Below are 18,006 nucleotides of genomic sequence, written 5' to 3'. Positions count from 1 at the left end.
TAATGAACAACTTCTTTGTAAAACATAAAAACGGTTTAAGTGCGATGATTTTCCTAATTATTTTAGGAGGATTTTTTGTGTATTCCAAAATGCAAACGAGTTTGTTCCCCGAAATTACATTTCCAAAAATAAAAATCATTGCCGATGCAGGTCAGCAACCCATTAACAAAATGATGATTACGGTAACCAAACCGCTTGAAAATGCCATCAAAAAAGTACAAGATTTAAAAACCGTTCGCAGTACCACCAGCAGAGGAAGTTGCGAAATTTCAGCTTTTATGGACTGGAAGGCAGATGTTGATATGAGTAAAACACGTATCGAAGAACAAATTAGTCAAATTCAAAATAATTTGCCCGCAAATGTTCAAATTACGGTCGAAAAAATGAATCCCTCCATACTTCCTGTTATTGGTTATGCTATCGAAGGCAGTGGAAAATCAGCAATTGAACTCAAGAAATTGGCCAATTTTACTATCAAACCCTTTCTCTCGCAAATTGAAGGCGTTTCGGAAATTCGCATCATCGGAGGAAAAGAAAAAGAATATTGGTTGGCGTTAGATTTTAATAAAATGTCTGCGTTAGGAATTTCTCCAAGTGCCATCACGCAAGTTTTAAACCAGACTAATTTTATAAAATCCAACGGTTATTTATCTGATTATCGCTATTTGTATTTAACTATTACTGATGCGCAAGTCGATAAAAAAGAAGAACTCGAAAACCTCGTCATAAGCAATAACGGAAAAGGAATTGTAACACTAAAAGATATTTCAAACGTTGAAATAAGAGAAGCCAAAGAATATATAAAAGTCAATGCCAATGGCAAGGAAAGTATCTTGGTAGCCGTTATAAAACAACCCAATGCCAACTTGATTGCGCTAACGGATGCCATGAATTCTAAACTCACAGTTTTAAAAAAAATACTCCCAAGCGGCATTAAAATTACACCCTATTATCAGCAAGCTACTTTTGTAAACGATGCTGTGAAAAGCGTGACCGATAGTTTGTTGATTGGATTATTATTAGCCATCATCGTTGCTGTTCTATTTTTGAAATCCGCTAAAGCTAGTGCTACAATTTTGATAATAATTCCGGTAACATTGGGATTAACATTGATGGTTTTATACCTCACAGGAAACACCTTCAATATTATGACTTTAGGCGCTATTGCTGCTGCTTTAGGATTAATTATAGATGACGCCATTGTAGTTGTTGAACAAATTCATCGCACACACGAAGAGCATCCAGATGAACCCACTGTATCGCTAGTACAAAAAGCAATTCACTATTTATTTCCAGCAATGGTAGGTTCGTCCATTAGCACGATTGTAATTTTTATCCCATTTGTATTGATGAGTGGCGTAGCAGGTTCTTATTTTAAAGTACTGACCGACACGATGATTATCACTTTAGTGTGCTCCTTTTTTGTAACTTGGTTGTTGCTTCCAGTTGTTTATTTGTTATTATCTAAAAATGATAATGCTACAAATGAAGTTCAAAATGAAATCAAAATTCCCGAAGTTAAAACTCAAAATTGGGTTGCGTATTTTATTGGAAAACCAACAATTAGTATTGTTTTTTGCATTGTTTTAGTACTTTCTATTTTGATAATTTTGCCCAATTTAGAAACAGGATTTTTACCAGAAATGGATGAAGGAAGTATTGTTTTAGATTATCAAAGTCCACCAGGAACTTCGCTTGAGGAAACAGATAGAATGCTGAACGAAGTTGAAAAAATTATCATAAAAATTCCCGAAGTTGATGCATACAGTCGCAGAACAGGTACACAAATGGGATTTTTTATCACAGAACCAAATCGTGGAGATTACCTTATTCAATTAAAAAAAAATCGTAACAAAACCAGTAACGATGTTATTGATGAAATTCGTACCAAAGTAGAGGCTACGCAACCAGCGCTACGCGTAGATTTTGGACAAGTAATGATGGATATGCTCGGCGATTTAATGAGTTCGGTTTCACCGATAGAAGTAAAAGTGTATGGAAACAACCAAATTGAATTACAAAAAATTGCTAAAGATGTTACCAGCATTGTAAAAAAAGTTAAAGGAACGGCAGATGTTTTTGACGGAATTGTTTTGGCGGGACCAGCAATAAATATTGTTCCAAATTATGCGCAGTTGGCACAATATGGCATTACTCCAACCGATTTGCAATTTCAAATGCAAACTGCTCTAGAAGGCAATGTAGTGGGAAGTTTGCTTGAAAATGAAAAACAAACTCCTATTAGATTGATTTATGCAAACGGTCAAAAACGAAGTTTAGAAGATATTAAACAACTCAAAATATTTTTACCAAATGGAAAAACGGTAGCCATTTCGAGTTTAGTTACTATTACTATTGAAAAAGGTGTTGCCGAAATTCAACGCGAAAACCTCCAAATGATGAGTGTAATTACGGGAAGATTGGACAATCGAGATTTGGGAAGTGTAATGAATGAGATTCAGACCAAAGTTACTGCGGATATTCATATGCCAAATGGATATTACATCGAATATGCTGGAGCTTACAAGGATCAACAACAATCTTTCAAGGAACTATTGTTGATTTTAATTGCCTCATCCTTATTGGTTTTTGGTGTAATTTTATTTCTCTTTAGAGATTTCAGAATTGCATTTGTTATTCTTTTAATCTCTGTTTTAGGAATTTCGGGAAGTTATATATTGCTCTTTATGACCAAAACGCCTTTAAATGTTGGAAGTTATACAGGAATTATTATGATTGTGGGTATTATTGCCGAAAACGCCATTTTTACATTTCTTCAATTTAGAGAAACTTTCAAACTGACAAGAAATGTAAATCAGTCAATAATTTATTCTATTTCAACTCGATTGCGGCCCAAGTTAATGACTGCTTTGGGCGCTATCATTGCACTTTTACCATTAGCAATTGGGGTAGGAACCGGTTCAGAACTGCATCAACCATTAGCTATTGCTGTAATTGGTGGGTTTCTTATTGCCATGCCTTTATTGCTTGTTGTTTTGCCTAGTTTATTAGCACAAGTTTATAAAAATGAAAAGCATTTCAAACACATGGAATAAATTAGATAGTTATAAATTTAATATACTTCGTTGAACTATGTCTAAAAATTAGTTCTTAAAACGTACTATAAAACAAGTAAAAGTTTAGTGTATATTACAAAACTGCGACCATCGAAATCTCGATATTTACGCCTTTGGGTAAACCAGCAACTTGCACCGTTTCGCGTGCTGGTGCCGTTTTCTCATCAAAATACTGCGAATAAATCGTATTTATACGAGCAAAATCGCACATATTCATTATAAAAATGCTGGTTTTAGCAACGTTATCAAAAGTCATATTAGCAGCCGCTAAAACGGTTTTCATGTTTTCCATTACTTGCTTGGTCTCGTTTTCAATAGTATCAAGAACCAATTCCATAGTTACAGGGTTTAATGCAATTTGACCCGAAGTGTACAAGGTATTTCCAACTAAAACTGCTTGACTGTAAGGTCCAATTGGTGCTGGGGCTTTATCGGTAAAAATTATTTTTTTCATTTTGTGTCCATTTATAGTACTGAAATATTTCATCGTTTTATGAAATAATGTAAAGAGAATTTAAGTGTTTATACGACGGACTTTATCTAATAATACTATCCGCCTGATTTCGCTTATCATATTTAATGTCGCTCAATACTCCGGCTTTTATTCCAATAAAGAATCCCCAGTAGGGATTTGGACCGAAGGGAACCCAGTTAAAATCCATGCGCCAACTTAATAAATCTCTTTCAAAACGGAGCTGTGTAAAGGTAACCCCTTTTAATACTAAATCATAGCCAGTGGAAACACCGACTTTCCATTTGGGTGTTAAATCGGTATTCATAGAAACCATTATTGAGTTTCCGGTTATTTTTTTCTCTCGACTATTGTTAGAATACGTTAACGAGTAGGCAAAGTTCATATCCCACGGCAATTTGTATTTAAAAAATTCTGACGGTGTATCGCCTTTATTTTTATCATCGTCTTTAAACTGACTTTTTCTTCTATCGCTCAAGTCAGTATTATTACCAAATAAATCGTCTTCGCGTCCGCCATTTTGCTTGCCTTGTGTGTTTTTCTTTTCAGAATTTTGCCCATCCCTGCTCGAAAAAATGTAGCTCAAAGTCATATTGGCACTTGTCATTCTAAACAAACTGCCGCCATTGTCTATGTTCCAAGTATTAATTTTTTTTCCAGCATTGTTTACAGCATAAGGATCCAAGGTTGCTGCAAAGTTAATATTCATTTTTTGTTTCAGTAATTGTGTTCCGCCACTCACTCGCATTGGTGACCATTTCAACGAATCGGCAGTAATATCATAACTTGTTGAAAAGTTTAAATTGTTTAACAACATTACTTTCTTTGGTTCTGTTTTAGTCGAATCTTTGTCGGTTACTTTGGCCTCAAAAGTATTACTCAAATTGAATCCCACATTGTTTGACATATTTTTTCCTGGTGAACCAAACATTCCACCTTCAAATCGGGTATAATCCTTAATCATAGTGCCGCTTCCGTCAGAATCATACGTGTCATAATATTTTGAAAAACTGGGCGTATAACTATACGAAACGTTTGGTCGTATTACATGACGTATGGCCTGAATTTTTTTGTTTTCACCAAATTTAAAAGTTCCATAAATTGTGGTTCCTAATCCTGCAGAGAATGAGTAGGTTCTAAAAGCATCAAAACCTTTTACATCTACCACAGCTTCTTTATTTAGGATAGGATCATACTGTTTTCGTATAGTTTTTAAATACCACACCTCGTTATAATTCAATGAGGTTGTAGCGCTAAAATATTTGAACACTTTAAAATTTGTGCTCAAGGGAATACTGTGTTGAAAACCTACTTTAGCATCATTAAACATTTGTGATTTGAAGAAAAATGCATCGTTCGTTACAATCCGGTTTTCGCCTCTTACATTGTACTGCAAATTGATATTCTTAAAAAAACCTTTTTTGACGCCATTTTTTGGAGCAAAGGGATACATTCTGTCGACACTTAACTGAAAGGTCGGTAAGGTCATGTTAATTTCTTGGGTATTGGTATTTTGAGAATGCGTTGCCGTCAATGATAAATTGACTTGTGGAATTGTATTAAACGTTTTTGAATATGAAATAGAGGAACTTAAGGAATTATTTAATCTTGAACCCACGTTACTTTGATTGAGAGAATTCACAAAATATTTGCTACTTCCCAAGTTTACCGAAGCCGAAAATCGAGAATTTGGGTTAGATTTTGCATCTTTAGAGTGCGTCCACTGAATGTTGTAAATATTGGTTACCGAATAATCAGGATAACCTCTTTCGCTATTGATTAGATTTTCAAATCGGATATTCACGTTTCCTAAAAACTTATATTTTTTTGCATAGGAAGATTGAAAACGCATGGCATAACTTCCGTTGGTGTAATAATCTCCTAAAATAGCCAAATCATAATTATCGCTTAATGCAAAATAATATCCTCCATTTTGCAATGAAAATCCTCGAGTATTACTGTCATTGTAAGAAGGTATGATTAAACCCGAACGACTTTTTTCGGTCATTGGAAAAAATGCAAATGGCAACGATATGGGAGTAGGTACGTCGGCAATGACCATATTGGTGAAACCAACTACAATTTTTTTACCAGGAACAAGTTTTACTTTGCTGGTTTGAAAATAATATTCGGGATCATCGATGTCTTTGGCAGTGGTAAACCGAGCACTTTTCATGAAGTAAACCGAATCGTTTTCTTTTTTAGTAACTTGAGCTTTTACTTTAAATTCGCCTTGGTCTGTTCTTGAATTCCAAACTAATGCTTTTTTTGTTTTATAATTAAATCGAATAGAATCAGGTTCTATAACATTTGTACCTTGTTTAAAAACAGGTCGTTGGGTAAACGCTCCCGTTGAATCTTTAATTCTACCTGCATAAACTTCATTTTTTTGGTAATCAAAAACAATAATCCCCGATTTTAATTCAATATCTTGGTAATATAATTCGGCTTTGTCATACAAAGTAACCAACTTTTTCTTTTGGTCAATTTTAGCAGATTTTAGCGCTTTGTATTTAACCTTTCCTTCTAGGATGGGTTTTTTCTTTTTGATGCTATCGAGTTTGATAGTGTCAGTGGCTTTAGGACTGCTTTCGATTGCTTTTTTGGGTGTATCTATTTGATTTTTAGGAGCAAAAGATTTCTTTTTCTTGGATAATTCTTGTGAATATGCTTTTTGCCTTCCTAATGTTAGGAAAATTGTTAAAAAAACGATATAAAATAAGTTTCTTTGCAACGGTTTAATGCTATTTTTGTAGAAATATGGATTGATTTTTGACGTGACAAACTTAAACAATATTTTCGGTCAAAAATAAGGAAATATGGTTTTATAACCTTTCGGTTTTAATTAAAATTAACTTTTTATATTCTTATGAATAACACCAAATACTGCACCTATTTTTGCACAGCTATATTTTTTTTAGCTTCAAATTCTATTTTTGGTCAGGCCAAATTTAAAGTTACCCTTGATGCTGGACATGGAGATCACGATTATGGTGCTGTATATCATGGTCACATTGAAAAAAATATTGCTTTGGCAGTAGTGCTAAAAGTGGGTAAATTATTGGAAAAAAACGCAAGTATTGATGTTTTTTACACTCGTAAAACAGATCAGTTTATAGATTTGGTTGAGCGCGCTAATATTGCGAACCGTGCTGATGCCAATATTTTTGTCTCCATACATTGTAATGCGAATCCAAATAATGCCGCAGATGGTTGTGAAACTTATGTAATGGGTTTATCCAAAAACGCATCCAACCTTGAGGCGGCAAAAAGAGAAAACTCCGTAATTACTTTAGAGAAAGATTACAAACAAAAATACGAAGGATTTGACCCAAAATCACCAGAATCAATGATTGGTCTCACAATGATGGGTGAAGAATATCTTAACAACAGCATTGCATTGGCAGGAAAAGTTCAAGAACAATTTATGAAAGTTGGCAAAAAAAGCCGTGGAGTAAAGCAAGCGCCTTACATGGTTTTGCACAAAGCCTACATGCCAAGAATCTTGATAGAAATGGGTTTTATCTCAAATCAAACAGAAGGATCAAAATTAGATTCGGAAGACGGACAACAAGAAATTGCTGAATCTATTGCCAATGCAATTATAAGTTACAAAAAAGAATATTTTGGTGCGAGTGATAGCGATGCGATAATTAAACCTTCTCAAAAAGTAGTGCCTGCAAAAGTTATCGATTCGGCCATAAAAAAACCTTTAGTAAAAACGCCTACCGTAATCAAAAAACCAGAAGCAAAACCAGAAACAAAACCAGAAGTAAAAAAAGAAGTTGTGTCTTCTGTTGAAGCTTCGTTCAAAGTACAACTTTCAGCAAGTGGAAAGAAATTAGAACTTGTTCCCAGTAATTTTAATGGTTTAAATACTATTTCAATTATTTCTGAAGGTAATTTATACAAATACATGTACGGTGAAACCACTAATTATGATCAAGCCAAACGCTTACTTGTAGAAGCTAAATCAAAAGGCTACAATTCTGCTTTTATAATTGCTTTCAAAAACGGCAAAAAAGTTTCTGTTCAAGATGCATTAAAACAATAATAACAAGGAGTTACAAGATTTTATTTTAACTTTGCAAAAAAAATATCAGCATTGAAAATTACTAGAGAAATTAAGACCGCAATATTAGTTATAGCCTCTATTTTACTGTTTATTTGGGGTTATAGTTACCTAAAAGGAAGAGACTTACTAACCAATTACAAAACTTTTTATGTTCAGTATGATAATGTAGAAGGTTTGTTGAAAGCCGCGCCAGTAACCATCAATGGATTAATCGTCGGTAAAGTCCACAAAATAGAATTTCTAAATAATTCAGGAATAATTCGGGTTGAACTCCAAATAAAATCAGATTTTCCTTTTTCAAAATCCAGTATAGCATCTATTTATGAGCCTGGATTAATTGGCGGAAAGCAAATTATGATTAATCCTAATTTTGATGATACAACTATTGCTGAATCCGGGGCTATGCTACGAGGAGATGTCAAGCCTGGGTTGACCACTTTAGTAGCGCAACGTTTAACACCACTCCAAGAAAAAGTCGAGAAAATGGTAGTTTCTGCGGATTTGTTATTAAAGAATGTTAATTCTGTTTTGGATGTGAAAACCAAAGAAAATATAAAAAATAGCATTGCCAATTTAGATATTACTCTCAATGAATTTAAAGTAGCTTCAAAAAATGTTAATGAAATGTTGGTCGACAATAAAGGTAAAATCAGCTCTACCGTTACTAACTTTGATAAAACAGCTGCTAATTTCGCCAAGATTTCTGATTCTTTAGCAAAAATTAACATTGGAAAAACTGTTAAAAATTTAGAAAAAACATTAGCAAGTGTTGATAAAATAATATCAGATGTTCAATCAGGAAAAGGAACTTTGGGCAAATTAACAAAAGACGAAACGCTGTATAATAATTTCACCAAATCATCAAAAGAGCTAGAATTGTTGCTTCAAGATTTACGTTTAAATCCAACTCGTTATGTAAATGTTTCGCTGTTTGGAAAGAAAAACAAACCTTATAAATCACCTGTAAACGATACTATAAAAAAGTAAAACTATAGCCATGATGTATATCCAAAACATGCTGTTTGCTATTATTCTTTTTGGGGGAATAAGTTTTTTTGTTAAAAATGTAAAAAAACTTCAACGCAATATCAATTTGGGTCATACTGTCAATCGCTCTGATAATCAATCCGCGCGCTGGAAAAACATGTTCAGAATAGCACTTGGACAGTCCAAAATGGTAAAAAAACCAATCGCTGGATTTCTTCATGTTATCGTTTATGTTGGCTTTGTTATTATCAACATTGAAGTCCTTGAAATTATCATTGACGGATTATTGGGAACACATAGAATATTTTCATTCCTCGGAGGATTTTATAGTTTCCTCATTGGTTCCTTTGAAATTTTGGCAGTTTTAGTTTTAGTCGCGGTGATTGTTTTTTGGCTTCGACGAAATGTTGTAAAACTAAAACGTTTCGCAAGCCCTGATTTGAAAGGCGCACCAAAAAAAGATGCTGATGTAATTTTGTACTTCGAAATTGTTTTGATGTCATTGTTCCTCATAATGAATGCTACAGATTTGCATTTTCAGGGGATGAATTCAGGAAATGTCATATCACAATTTATTAATCCGTGGTTTAAATCTTTGGATATTGTTCAGGTCGAGGCTATCGAACGAATAGCCTGGTGGTTGCATATTATAGGGATTTTAATGTTCTTAAATTATTTATATTATTCAAAACACTTACATATTCTTTTGGCTTTTCCAAATACATTTTTTGCTGATTTGAATCCAAAAGGACAATTCGATAATTTAGAAAGTGTTACCAAAGAAATAAAGTTGATGATGGATCCCAATGCCAATCCGTATGCAGCAGAATCTGTTGATGTTAATGCCACTCCAAGTAAATTTGGAGCTTCTGATGTGCAGGATTTGAATTGGGTACAGCTATTAAATGCATACACTTGTACCGAATGTGGTCGTTGTACTTCTGTTTGTCCCGCAAACATAACCGGCAAAAAATTGTCGCCGCGTAAAATCATGATGGACACCCGTGACAGAATTGAAGAAGTAGGACGAAATATTGACACCAATAAAAGTTTTGTTCCTGATAATAAAGCATTATTAAATGACTACATCACTCCTGAAGAACTCTGGGCTTGTACTTCCTGCAATGCTTGTGTTGAAGAATGTCCTGTAAATATAAGTCCGTTATCCATTATTATGGACATGCGAAGATATTTGGTTATGGAACAAAGTGCGGCACCACAATCATTAAATGCAATGATGACCAATATTGAAAATAATGGTGCGCCTTGGCAATACAACCAACAAGATCGATTAAACTGGAAAAACGAAAACTAATTTAATAAAAATCAAATTGCCATAAACGTGAGACTTGGGAATTTGTCTAATGAATGTGAAATAATAAAATTTTAAAAAAATGAAAGCGGAAGACATTGACAAAAAACTGCAAAGCATCACAGAAAACGGACAACAGTTAAGTCCCATTTTACCAGAAGGAATTAAGAATTATTTAATCGATATAGACGGAACGGTTTGTGACGATATTCCAAACGAAGAACCAGAGCGAATGTTGACCGCAGAGGTTTATCATGATGCTTTAATAACTTTGAACAAGTGGTATGATGAAGGCCATATTATATTTTTCTTCACATCACGAACAGAAGCACACCGAGAATATACCGAAATTTGGTTAAAAAAATTTGGCTTCAAATACCACGGAATACTTTTCGGAAAACCACGAGGAGGCAATTACCACTGGATAGATAATCACTTGGTAAAAGCCACTCGTTACAGAGGAAAATTTACCGATTTAATAGAAAAAGAAGTCACCATCGAGGTATTTGATGATGAACACCACGAATAGGTAATTCGGTTATTTGTGGATTTGGTTATTTGAAATAGCCGAATTAACAAATAATCAAATAACCACATAACCAAATTAACAAATATGTCAGAAGTATTAAATGTGCCAACCATGGCAGAAATGATGGCTCAAGGAAAGCAACCCGAAGTATTATTTTGGGTTGGTTGTGCTGGTAGTTTTGACGACAGGGCAAAGAAAATAACCAAAGCATTTGTTCGTATTTTAAACCGTGCTAAAGTAGATTTTGCGGTACTTGGAACTGAAGAAAGCTGCACAGGTGATCCTGCAAAAAGAGCAGGAAATGAATTTTTGTTCCAAATGCAAGCTCTTATGAACATTGAAGTTTTGAATGCGTATGAAGCTAAAAAAATTGTCACCGCTTGTCCGCATTGTTTTAATACTTTAAAAAACGAATATCCAGAATTAGGCGGAAAATATGAAGTAATTCATCATACAGAATTCATGAAATCGCTTCTCGATACGGGAAGATTAACGATTGAAGGTGGACAATTCAAAGGAAAAAAAATCACCTTTCATGACCCCTGCTATTTAGGTCGAGCCAATAACATTTATGAAGCGCCAAGAGATTTAATTAAAAAACTAGATGCCGAATTGGTCGAAATGAAACGCTCACGAGCCAACGGATTATGCTGTGGTGCGGGTGGAGCACAAATGTTCAAAGAACCAGAAAACGGTAATAAAGACATTAATATTGAAAGAACTGAAGAAGCTCAGGAAACAAACCCAGAAATCATTGCTGCAGGATGTCCATTTTGCAACACCATGATGACAGACGGTGTAAAAGCCAAAGAAAAAGAAACCCATGTCAAGGTTATGGACATAGCCGAATTAATAGCCAACGCACAAGATTTATAATATTACTTGACAATTGATAATGAATAATTGATAATTTGAATTCAACCCCAATTATCAAAATTCAAACTCATAATTCATAATTTAAAAATTCATAATTATTATGTACGTTCCCTTTGATAATTTACCCGAAGAATCTAAAATATGGATTTACCAATCTAACCGAAAATTTTCAGACGACGAAATCGATGAAATCGAAAAAGAGTTACGACCATTTATTGAAAATTGGTCAGCACACGGAACAGGATTAGAAGCATCTTATCTTTTGAAATATAATCGTTTTATAATTTTAGCGGTCAATCAAGAAATACAGAGCGTAACAGGCTGTTCTATTGATGCATCTGTTGCTTTTGTCCAAAATCTGGAACAAAAATACCAAGTCGATTTATTAGATAAAATGAATGTAACTTTCAAAAACGGAGCGCACATCGCATATAAATCATTACTTGATTTTAAACGAATGGCCAAAGAAAAAGCGGTTAATGAAAATACTATTGTTTTCAATAATTTAGTCAATACCATCGAAGAATTTAACGAAAACTGGGAAGTTCCTGCTGGAGAAAGTTGGCATAGCCGTTTCTTTTAATCCTTTTTACATGAAGAGTCTTTGGTTCAAAATAAGCATTTTGGCGATGGTATCGTTTTTGGTTACGAATTGTTCGTCCACCAAGGTTTTGCCTACCACAACAACTTTGACCAAGGCTGCAATTGCTGAAGATGAAGAAATTTATATTCCACAACTGAAATCGAACAGAAAAATTTTTTTCCCAGAAACAGTTGCCGAAACACATTGGGTTGATAGTATTTACAAACAACTTTCCTTCGAAGAAAAAGTGGGCCAATTATTTATGATTGCGGCTTATTCAAACAGAGATGCCACCCATGAAACAGACATCGACAAACTAATTACTGAAAATAAAATTGGTGGCTTAATATTTTTTCAAGGCGGTCCTTTTCGCCAAGCCAAATTGACTAATCATTTTCAGTCTAAATCCAAAATTCCATTATTCATTGGCATTGATGCCGAATGGGGATTAAGTATGCGTTTGGATTCTACATTTCGTTATCCTTTTAATATGACATTGGGCGCTATCAGAGATTTAAAATTGATAGAAAAAGTGGGAGTTAGTATGGCAAAAGAGAGTAAAAGGATGGGTGTTCATTTCAATTTTGCACCCGTTTTGGATATTAATACCAATCCTAAAAACCCAATTATTGGGTATCGTTCTTTTGGGGAAAATAAAGTCAACGTTACCGAGCATGCTATTGCTTTGATGAATGGCGTACAAGGTCAAGGATTATTTTCAACTGGAAAACATTTTCCGGGACATGGTGATACAGCAACCGATTCGCATACTTCGTTACCAACTGTAAATGCTTCTTTGGATCACTTACAAAAAGTAGAATTGTATCCCTACAAAAGAATGTTTGATGAAGGCTTGGTTTCAGTAATGGTAGCGCATTTGAATGTGCCTAGTCTAGAGCCAAGAGAAGGGTATCCAACTTCTATTTCTTATAATGTAGTAACCAATATTCTGAAAAACGAATTGGGTTTTGACGGACTTATTTTTACAGATGCTTTGAATATGAAAGGAGCGAGTAATTTCAGAAAACCTGGCGATATAGATTTAGAGGCTTTTCTTGCCGGAAATGACATTTTGCTTTTTGCCGAAAACGTTCCACTTGCGTATGAAAAAATTTGTATGGCGTATCAAGACAGCCTAATTTCTGAAACGCGTTTAGCCGAATCAGTAAAAAAGATTTTACATTATAAATTCAAGGCAGGCCTAAATAAATACAAATCCGTAGAGCCTATAAATTTATACCACGATATAAATCCAAATAGTAATGAGCAATTGCAATATGAGCTATACGAAAATGCAGTTACAGTTGTAAAAAACGCTGATGCAATACTGCCAATAAAAGATTTAAATCAGAAAATTGCTTATTTAAAACTTGGTGATGATACGAATAATACCTTTGTAAATACACTCAAGAAATATACAGAAGTTACCGAGATTTCGGATGCCAATGTTGATTCTTTATTAATCAAATTAAAAAGTTTTAATACCGTAATTATTGGTTATCACAAGTCAGATAAATCTTGGTGGAAAGTACCTGTGTTTACTGATATTGAATTGCAAATCATTGATAAGGTTGGAAAACAAAACAACGTTATTTTAGATTGTTTCGCCAAGCCTTATGTATTGTCGCAAATTCAAAACTTTGATGCTATTAAAGGATTGATAGTTTCATATCAAAATCAAGATATAGCGCAGCTAGTTTCTGCCGAATTACTTTTTGGAGCTATAGAATCCAAAGGGAAATTGCCCGTGTCAATCAATGATATTTTTAAAGTTGGAGATGGTTTGACAACCGCAAAACTTAATCGTTTAGGCTTCTCTATTCCAGAAAATGTTGGGATGAATTCTGAAAAATTAAAGCAAATAGAAACCATTGCACAAAAAACCATTGATGGTAAAATGGCTCCAGGAATGCAAATTTTAGTGGCTCGAAAAGGTAAGGTAATATACCAAAAATCCTTTGGTAAACAAACTTACGAAGGCAATGTTAAAGTAAAAAATACTGACTTGTTTGATGTAGCTTCGTTAACTAAAATAGTTGCTACATTACCCAATGTAATGCAGATTTATGATCAAAAGAAAGTTGCGCTTGAAACGCTTTTGGGGGATATGTTACCTATATTCAAAGGATCGAATAAGCAACAAATGACATTCAAAGAATTGCTCTCTCATTATGGCAGAATGCAAGCATGGATTCCGTTTTATAAAACTACTTTGGATTCAGCCAAAAAGCCTATGGATAAATATTATAAAAAAGTTTTTACCCAAGGATTTACCAAGAGAGTTTCTGATAGTTTGTTTTTGCGTGATGATTATCATGATACTATTATGAAGAAAATCATCAACAGCCCATTAATTGATAAAAAAGAATACCGTTACAGTGATTTTACGTTTATTATTTTGAAACAATATTTGCAAAAAATTACTGGGAAAAAGTTAGAGGATTTGGCAGCTGACAATTTTTTTAAAACACTTGGGATGAACAATACCTTGTATAATCCGTTAAAAAGGTTTGATAAAAGCGTAATTGCACCAACAGAAATCGACAACTATTTTCGACATACGACGGTGCAAGGGTATGTTCATGATATGGAAGCCGCTATGGAAGATGGAGTAGGCGGACATGCAGGTATTTTTTCAAACACGATGGATGTTGCCAAAATGATGCAAATGTATCTCCAAAAAGGAAATTATGGAGGACAGCAGTATTTTTCTGAAGCCACATTTAACGATTTCAATACGTGTTGGTTTTGTGCCGAAGGCAATCGGCGTGGTTTAGGATTTGATAAACCACAATTAAGTGGAGGAGGACCAACTTGCGGTTGCGTTTCTATGGATAGTTTTGGGCACACTGGTTTTACTGGAACTATGGCTTGGGCTGATCCAAAAACCGAAATAATCTATATTTTTCTTTCTAACAGAACCTTTCCAGATTCTAATTTGCCAAACATGCTTTCAAAAGAAAATATTCGTGAAGACATTCAAAAAGTGATTCAGGATGCAATTATAGATAAATAATCTTTAACTTTTTTTACATTATACTATTGGTATTTTTCTTAAATTCGTTGCATTAAAAATGCACTATGAAAATAGCCATTGTATGCTATCCTACCTTTGGAGGAAGTGGTGTAGTAGCCACCGAATTAGGACTTGAATTGGCTCATCGAGGTCACGAAATTCATTTTATTACCTATCGTCAGCCTGTGCGTTTAGCGTTATTAAATTCTAAAGTTCATTACCATGAGGTAAATGTTCCCGAATATCCTTTGTTTCATTACCAACCCTATGAATTAGCCTTGTCAAGCAAACTAGTGGATATGGTTAAACTCTACAAAATAGAATTGCTGCATGTACATTACGCCATTCCGCATGCTTACGCTGGTTATATGGCAAAGCAAATGTTAAAAGATGAAGGTATTTATATCCCAATGGTTACTACGCTTCACGGTACCGATATTACTTTGGTTGGAAATCATCCGGTATACAAACCTGCGGTGACTTTTAGCATCAATAAATCGGATGTGGTGACTTCGGTTTCCCAAAGTCTTAAAGATGAAACCAATAAGTTGTTCAATATCAAAAAGGAAATTCATGTAATTCCGAACTTCATTGAACTTGACAAAATCCGGAATGAAAAATTAATTTCATGTCAGCGGTCCGTCATGGCAAAAAAGGAAGAGCGCATCGTTACCCATATTAGCAACTTTCGAAAAGTAAAACGCATTCCTGATATTATCAAGATTTTTTATAAAATTCAGGAACAAATTCCAGCTAAATTAATGATGGTTGGAGACGGTTCAGAAAAGAGAAGAGCAGAACAATTATGTCAGGAATTAGGGATTGAGGACAAAGTAATTTTCTTTGGGAACAGCAATGAAATAGATCAGATTTTATCGTATTCGGATTTGTTTTTATTACCATCACAAACCGAAAGTTTTGGATTAGCAGCTTTAGAAGCTATGGCGTGGAGTGTTCCAGTTATTTCCAGTAATTCTGGAGGATTACCCGAAGTCAATTTTGATGGAATTTCGGGATACTTAAGTGATGTTGGTGATATTGACGGAATGGCTAAAAACGCGTTAAAAATTTTATCTGATGAGGTGATTTTAACTACCTTTAAAAAAAATGCGCTAATTACAGCAAAACAATTTGATATAAAAAACATATTACCTCTTTATGAGGAATTGTATCATAAAGCACTCTTAAAAAGTAAAGCAAAATGAAAAAAGTAATTGCTGTAATTATACTTTTGTTTTTAATCTCTTGTTCTTCAAATAAAAACGGAGCAAGTAGGTCGTTGTTTGAAGTGTTATCAATAAATAACGATGGTGGAGCTAATATTAAATTTTACGAAATACTGACAGAGCCAAAGGAAATCAAAATGCTTTTGGGAGATAAATTTTTACGCAAAATTATAAAACCTACCGATATTGCTAATAGCAGTTTTATTATTCTGAATGCCGGGTCAACAAAGGAAAGCTACAACAAAATAAAGATTGAAAAAGTGATAGAAACTCCAACTCAAATTGAATTATTCATTAAAGACACCCAAAAAAATATAGATGTTAATTTTGCAGATAATGAAACTCTACATCCGTACACAATTGTAAAAGTCAACTCGAAGAAACCTATTGTTATCAAATAAATAATCCCGTCTAAAGTTAGACAGGATTATTTATAGTATTTAATTTTTATTAAAATCTGTAACGAATTCCAAGTCCAATATCAGGACCAAAACTACGCTCTCTATACTTATCAGAATTAAAATAAATTTCAGGTCTAAAATCTAAAGACAGTTGAATCGGTGCTTCTTGAAAATTATATTCAATACCTATATCTCCTGCAGCAAGTAAGATAGTTCCACTCCCAGAGTAACCATTTTTGTCATAACTCCAACTGCCAACGCCTCCACCAACTCCTGCGTACCAATTAAAACCTTTATCAATATCCCAAACCCATTGGTACAAACCTACAAGTTTAAAAGCATTAACATCTTTACTGTTTCTAAAACCCAAATCTAACTCCAAACGATTGTTTTTAGACAATCCTCTTTGATAAGAAACTTCTCCGCCAAAACCATCGTTATCTCCAAGTCGAAGTCCTAATGCATTTTTCGAAATTTTTTGAGCCTGTGCAGTGAATGCTAATCCAATTAGCATAATTGCAAATAAAATAATTTTCTTCATTGTTTAATTTTTAATTAGTTTCCACGAAATTACACAAAAACTATGCCACATTCTTTACATAATTTCATAAATTTTTTATATAATTTTCTAATAAAATATTTAAAGATTTAAAACTAAAACTACTTTTATAAAATTTATTTTTTATCAATTGTAATAGTCGAGTGTTATAAATTATGTTGTCAATGAATTACTTCTCTTTAAAAATACGTTCAATCCGTTTATCAGGAACAAGCCACAATAAGGCAACAAAAATATAAATCCCTCCAGAGATTAGGATATAAAAATTAGCAAATACTATTGCAAAAACATACAACACCAAAGATCCTTTTCCCTTGATATCAATTCCTATGACCTACACCAATTCTGATTCTTTACCGTTATTATTAACAATAAAAGTTTGTAAAATAAAATATGCAATTCCATTCATTAACAAAATAATTCCGTACAACATCATTGGGAATGCAACAAAGTGGTTTTCGCCAATCCATGCGGTTGCAAAGGGAATAAGAGATAACCAAAATAGCAAATGCAAATTTGCCCATAAAATTTTTACGTCAACTTCTTTAACAGTATGCATCATATGATGGTGATTGTTTCAATAACCCCCATATAAATAAAACTTAAAACATAGCTCAAAAATATTGGCAACAAAGGCCTTAAGGACTCAAAAGTAGCACCTTCTGGAAGTTTGAATTCTAAAACCATGATGGTGATGATAATTGCTAAAACGCCGTCGCTAAAAGCTTCTATTCTGGTTTTATTCATTTTTATGGCTTTAGTCTAATTTATATATGTTAAATTAATTATGTCTTTAAATTCATACCAAGCTGTAAAAGAAGTAGCTATTAAGGCTATTGTTTTGTTCACTGGGCTTTGATTTTCATTTATTATCGATTTGAGTGCATACCAGT

General features: G+C 33.8%; 15 protein-coding genes. 10 read left to right on the top strand and 5 right to left on the bottom strand.

Annotation, left to right across the window (positions count from 1 at the left end; genetic code table 11):
- The first annotated feature begins 2 nt into the window (after positions 1 to 2).
- The gene (locus tag Q0Q96_RS05260) at positions 3 to 3,056 is read left to right on the top strand and encodes an efflux RND transporter permease subunit (protein WP_293872184.1); all 3,054 of its coding nucleotides are present in this window, start codon (positions 3 to 5) and stop codon (positions 3,054 to 3,056) included.
- 94 nt (positions 3,057 to 3,150) lie between these two features.
- Here Q0Q96_RS05260 and Q0Q96_RS05255 read toward each other — a convergent pair whose 3' ends face one another.
- Together Q0Q96_RS05255 and Q0Q96_RS05250 are read right to left on the bottom strand one after the other, a co-directional pair.
- Positions 3,151 to 3,531 (bottom strand): RidA family protein, encoded by a 381-nt coding sequence (locus tag Q0Q96_RS05255; protein ID WP_293872183.1) that lies wholly within the window; start codon positions 3,529 to 3,531, stop codon positions 3,151 to 3,153.
- 82 nt (positions 3,532 to 3,613) lie between these two features.
- Positions 3,614 to 6,283 (bottom strand): putative LPS assembly protein LptD, encoded by a 2,670-nt coding sequence (locus tag Q0Q96_RS05250; protein WP_293872182.1) that lies wholly within the window; start codon positions 6,281 to 6,283, stop codon positions 3,614 to 3,616.
- Between the two features lie 135 nt (positions 6,284 to 6,418).
- Here Q0Q96_RS05250 and Q0Q96_RS05245 point away from each other — a divergent pair, with 135 nt between their 5' ends.
- The 9 genes from Q0Q96_RS05245 (at position 6,419) to Q0Q96_RS05205 (ending at position 16,554) form a co-directional block, all read left to right on the top strand.
- Positions 6,419 to 7,603 carry an N-acetylmuramoyl-L-alanine amidase gene (locus Q0Q96_RS05245; RefSeq protein WP_293872181.1) on the top strand — a complete coding sequence of 395 codons (1,185 nt, stop codon included), beginning with the start codon at positions 6,419 to 6,421 and terminating at the stop codon, positions 7,601 to 7,603.
- Positions 7,604 to 7,654: 51 nt separating this feature from the next.
- A complete protein-coding gene (locus Q0Q96_RS05240) occupies positions 7,655 to 8,611 on the top strand; it encodes an MlaD family protein (protein WP_293872180.1) in 957 nt (318 codons plus the stop codon).
- Between the two features lie 10 nt (positions 8,612 to 8,621).
- Positions 8,622 to 9,926, top strand: a complete 1,305-nt coding sequence (locus Q0Q96_RS05235) for a (Fe-S)-binding protein (protein ID WP_293872179.1) — start codon at positions 8,622 to 8,624, stop codon at positions 9,924 to 9,926.
- A 79-nt stretch (positions 9,927 to 10,005) separates the two neighbouring features.
- Complete coding sequence (locus Q0Q96_RS05230; protein WP_293872178.1) at positions 10,006 to 10,452, top strand: phosphoheptose isomerase; 447 nt, start codon at positions 10,006 to 10,008, stop codon at positions 10,450 to 10,452.
- Positions 10,453 to 10,536: 84 nt separating this feature from the next.
- Entirely contained in the window at positions 10,537 to 11,328 is a 792-nt protein-coding gene (locus Q0Q96_RS05225; protein WP_293872177.1) for a (Fe-S)-binding protein, read from the top strand.
- Between the two features lie 100 nt (positions 11,329 to 11,428).
- Complete coding sequence (locus Q0Q96_RS05220) at positions 11,429 to 11,911, top strand: ABC transporter ATPase (RefSeq protein WP_293872176.1); 483 nt, start codon at positions 11,429 to 11,431, stop codon at positions 11,909 to 11,911.
- Between the two features lie 10 nt (positions 11,912 to 11,921).
- Entirely contained in the window at positions 11,922 to 14,927 is a 3,006-nt protein-coding gene (locus tag Q0Q96_RS05215) for a glycoside hydrolase family 3 N-terminal domain-containing protein (protein ID WP_293872175.1), read from the top strand.
- Positions 14,928 to 14,992: 65 nt separating this feature from the next.
- On the top strand, positions 14,993 to 16,132 hold the full coding sequence (bshA, locus tag Q0Q96_RS05210; RefSeq protein WP_293872174.1) for an N-acetyl-alpha-D-glucosaminyl L-malate synthase BshA: 1,140 nt from the start codon (positions 14,993 to 14,995) through the stop codon (positions 16,130 to 16,132).
- Complete coding sequence (locus tag Q0Q96_RS05205; protein WP_293872173.1) at positions 16,129 to 16,554, top strand: hypothetical protein; 426 nt, start codon at positions 16,129 to 16,131, stop codon at positions 16,552 to 16,554. Before bshA ends, Q0Q96_RS05205 begins: the two co-directional genes overlap by 4 nt.
- Positions 16,555 to 16,603: 49 nt before the next feature.
- On the opposite strand, the gene Q0Q96_RS05200 is transcribed toward Q0Q96_RS05205, so the two are convergent.
- The 3 genes from Q0Q96_RS05200 to Q0Q96_RS12230 all read right to left on the bottom strand — a co-directional run bounded on the left by Q0Q96_RS05200 (position 16,604) and on the right by Q0Q96_RS12230 (position 17,860).
- On the bottom strand, positions 16,604 to 17,095 hold the full coding sequence (locus Q0Q96_RS05200) for a hypothetical protein (RefSeq protein ID WP_293872172.1): 492 nt from the start codon (positions 17,093 to 17,095) through the stop codon (positions 16,604 to 16,606).
- A gap of 352 nt (positions 17,096 to 17,447) precedes the next feature.
- Positions 17,448 to 17,675 (bottom strand): hypothetical protein, encoded by a 228-nt coding sequence (locus Q0Q96_RS12235; protein WP_366068997.1) that lies wholly within the window; start codon positions 17,673 to 17,675, stop codon positions 17,448 to 17,450.
- Positions 17,672 to 17,860 carry a TMEM175 family protein gene (locus tag Q0Q96_RS12230; RefSeq protein ID WP_366068995.1) on the bottom strand — a complete coding sequence of 63 codons (189 nt, stop codon included), beginning with the start codon at positions 17,858 to 17,860 and terminating at the stop codon, positions 17,672 to 17,674. Before Q0Q96_RS12230 ends, Q0Q96_RS12235 begins: the two co-directional genes overlap by 4 nt.
- Positions 17,861 to 18,006 lie beyond the last annotated feature (146 nt).

The sequence above is a fragment of the Flavobacterium sp. genome (assembly GCF_025352015.1).
Taxonomy (GTDB): Bacteria; Bacteroidota; Bacteroidia; order Flavobacteriales; family Flavobacteriaceae; genus Flavobacterium.
Note: the sequence above shows the minus strand (reverse complement) of the source record. Positions and strands in the feature narration are given on the sequence as shown.

Coding starts and splice junctions, on each gene's coding strand:
- Q0Q96_RS05255 (WP_293872183.1), bottom strand. CDS start 3,531: ATGAAAAAAATAATTTTTACCGATAAAGCCCCAGCACCAATTGGACCT.
- Q0Q96_RS05245 (WP_293872181.1), top strand. CDS start 6,419: ATGAATAACACCAAATACTGCACCTATTTTTGCACAGCTATATTTTTT.
- Q0Q96_RS12235 (WP_366068997.1), bottom strand. CDS start 17,675: ATGATGCATACTGTTAAAGAAGTTGACGTAAAAATTTTATGGGCAAAT.
- Q0Q96_RS12230 (WP_366068995.1), bottom strand. CDS start 17,860: ATGAATAAAACCAGAATAGAAGCTTTTAGCGACGGCGTTTTAGCAATT.
- Q0Q96_RS05230 (WP_293872178.1), top strand. CDS start 10,006: ATGAAAGCGGAAGACATTGACAAAAAACTGCAAAGCATCACAGAAAAC.
- Q0Q96_RS05235 (WP_293872179.1), top strand. CDS start 8,622: ATGATGTATATCCAAAACATGCTGTTTGCTATTATTCTTTTTGGGGGA.
- Q0Q96_RS05215 (WP_293872175.1), top strand. CDS start 11,922: ATGAAGAGTCTTTGGTTCAAAATAAGCATTTTGGCGATGGTATCGTTT.
- bshA (WP_293872174.1), top strand. CDS start 14,993: ATGAAAATAGCCATTGTATGCTATCCTACCTTTGGAGGAAGTGGTGTA.
- Q0Q96_RS05205 (WP_293872173.1), top strand. CDS start 16,129: ATGAAAAAAGTAATTGCTGTAATTATACTTTTGTTTTTAATCTCTTGT.
- Q0Q96_RS05260 (WP_293872184.1), top strand. CDS start 3: ATGAACAACTTCTTTGTAAAACATAAAAACGGTTTAAGTGCGATGATT.
- Q0Q96_RS05225 (WP_293872177.1), top strand. CDS start 10,537: ATGTCAGAAGTATTAAATGTGCCAACCATGGCAGAAATGATGGCTCAA.
- Q0Q96_RS05200 (WP_293872172.1), bottom strand. CDS start 17,095: ATGAAGAAAATTATTTTATTTGCAATTATGCTAATTGGATTAGCATTC.
- Q0Q96_RS05220 (WP_293872176.1), top strand. CDS start 11,429: ATGTACGTTCCCTTTGATAATTTACCCGAAGAATCTAAAATATGGATT.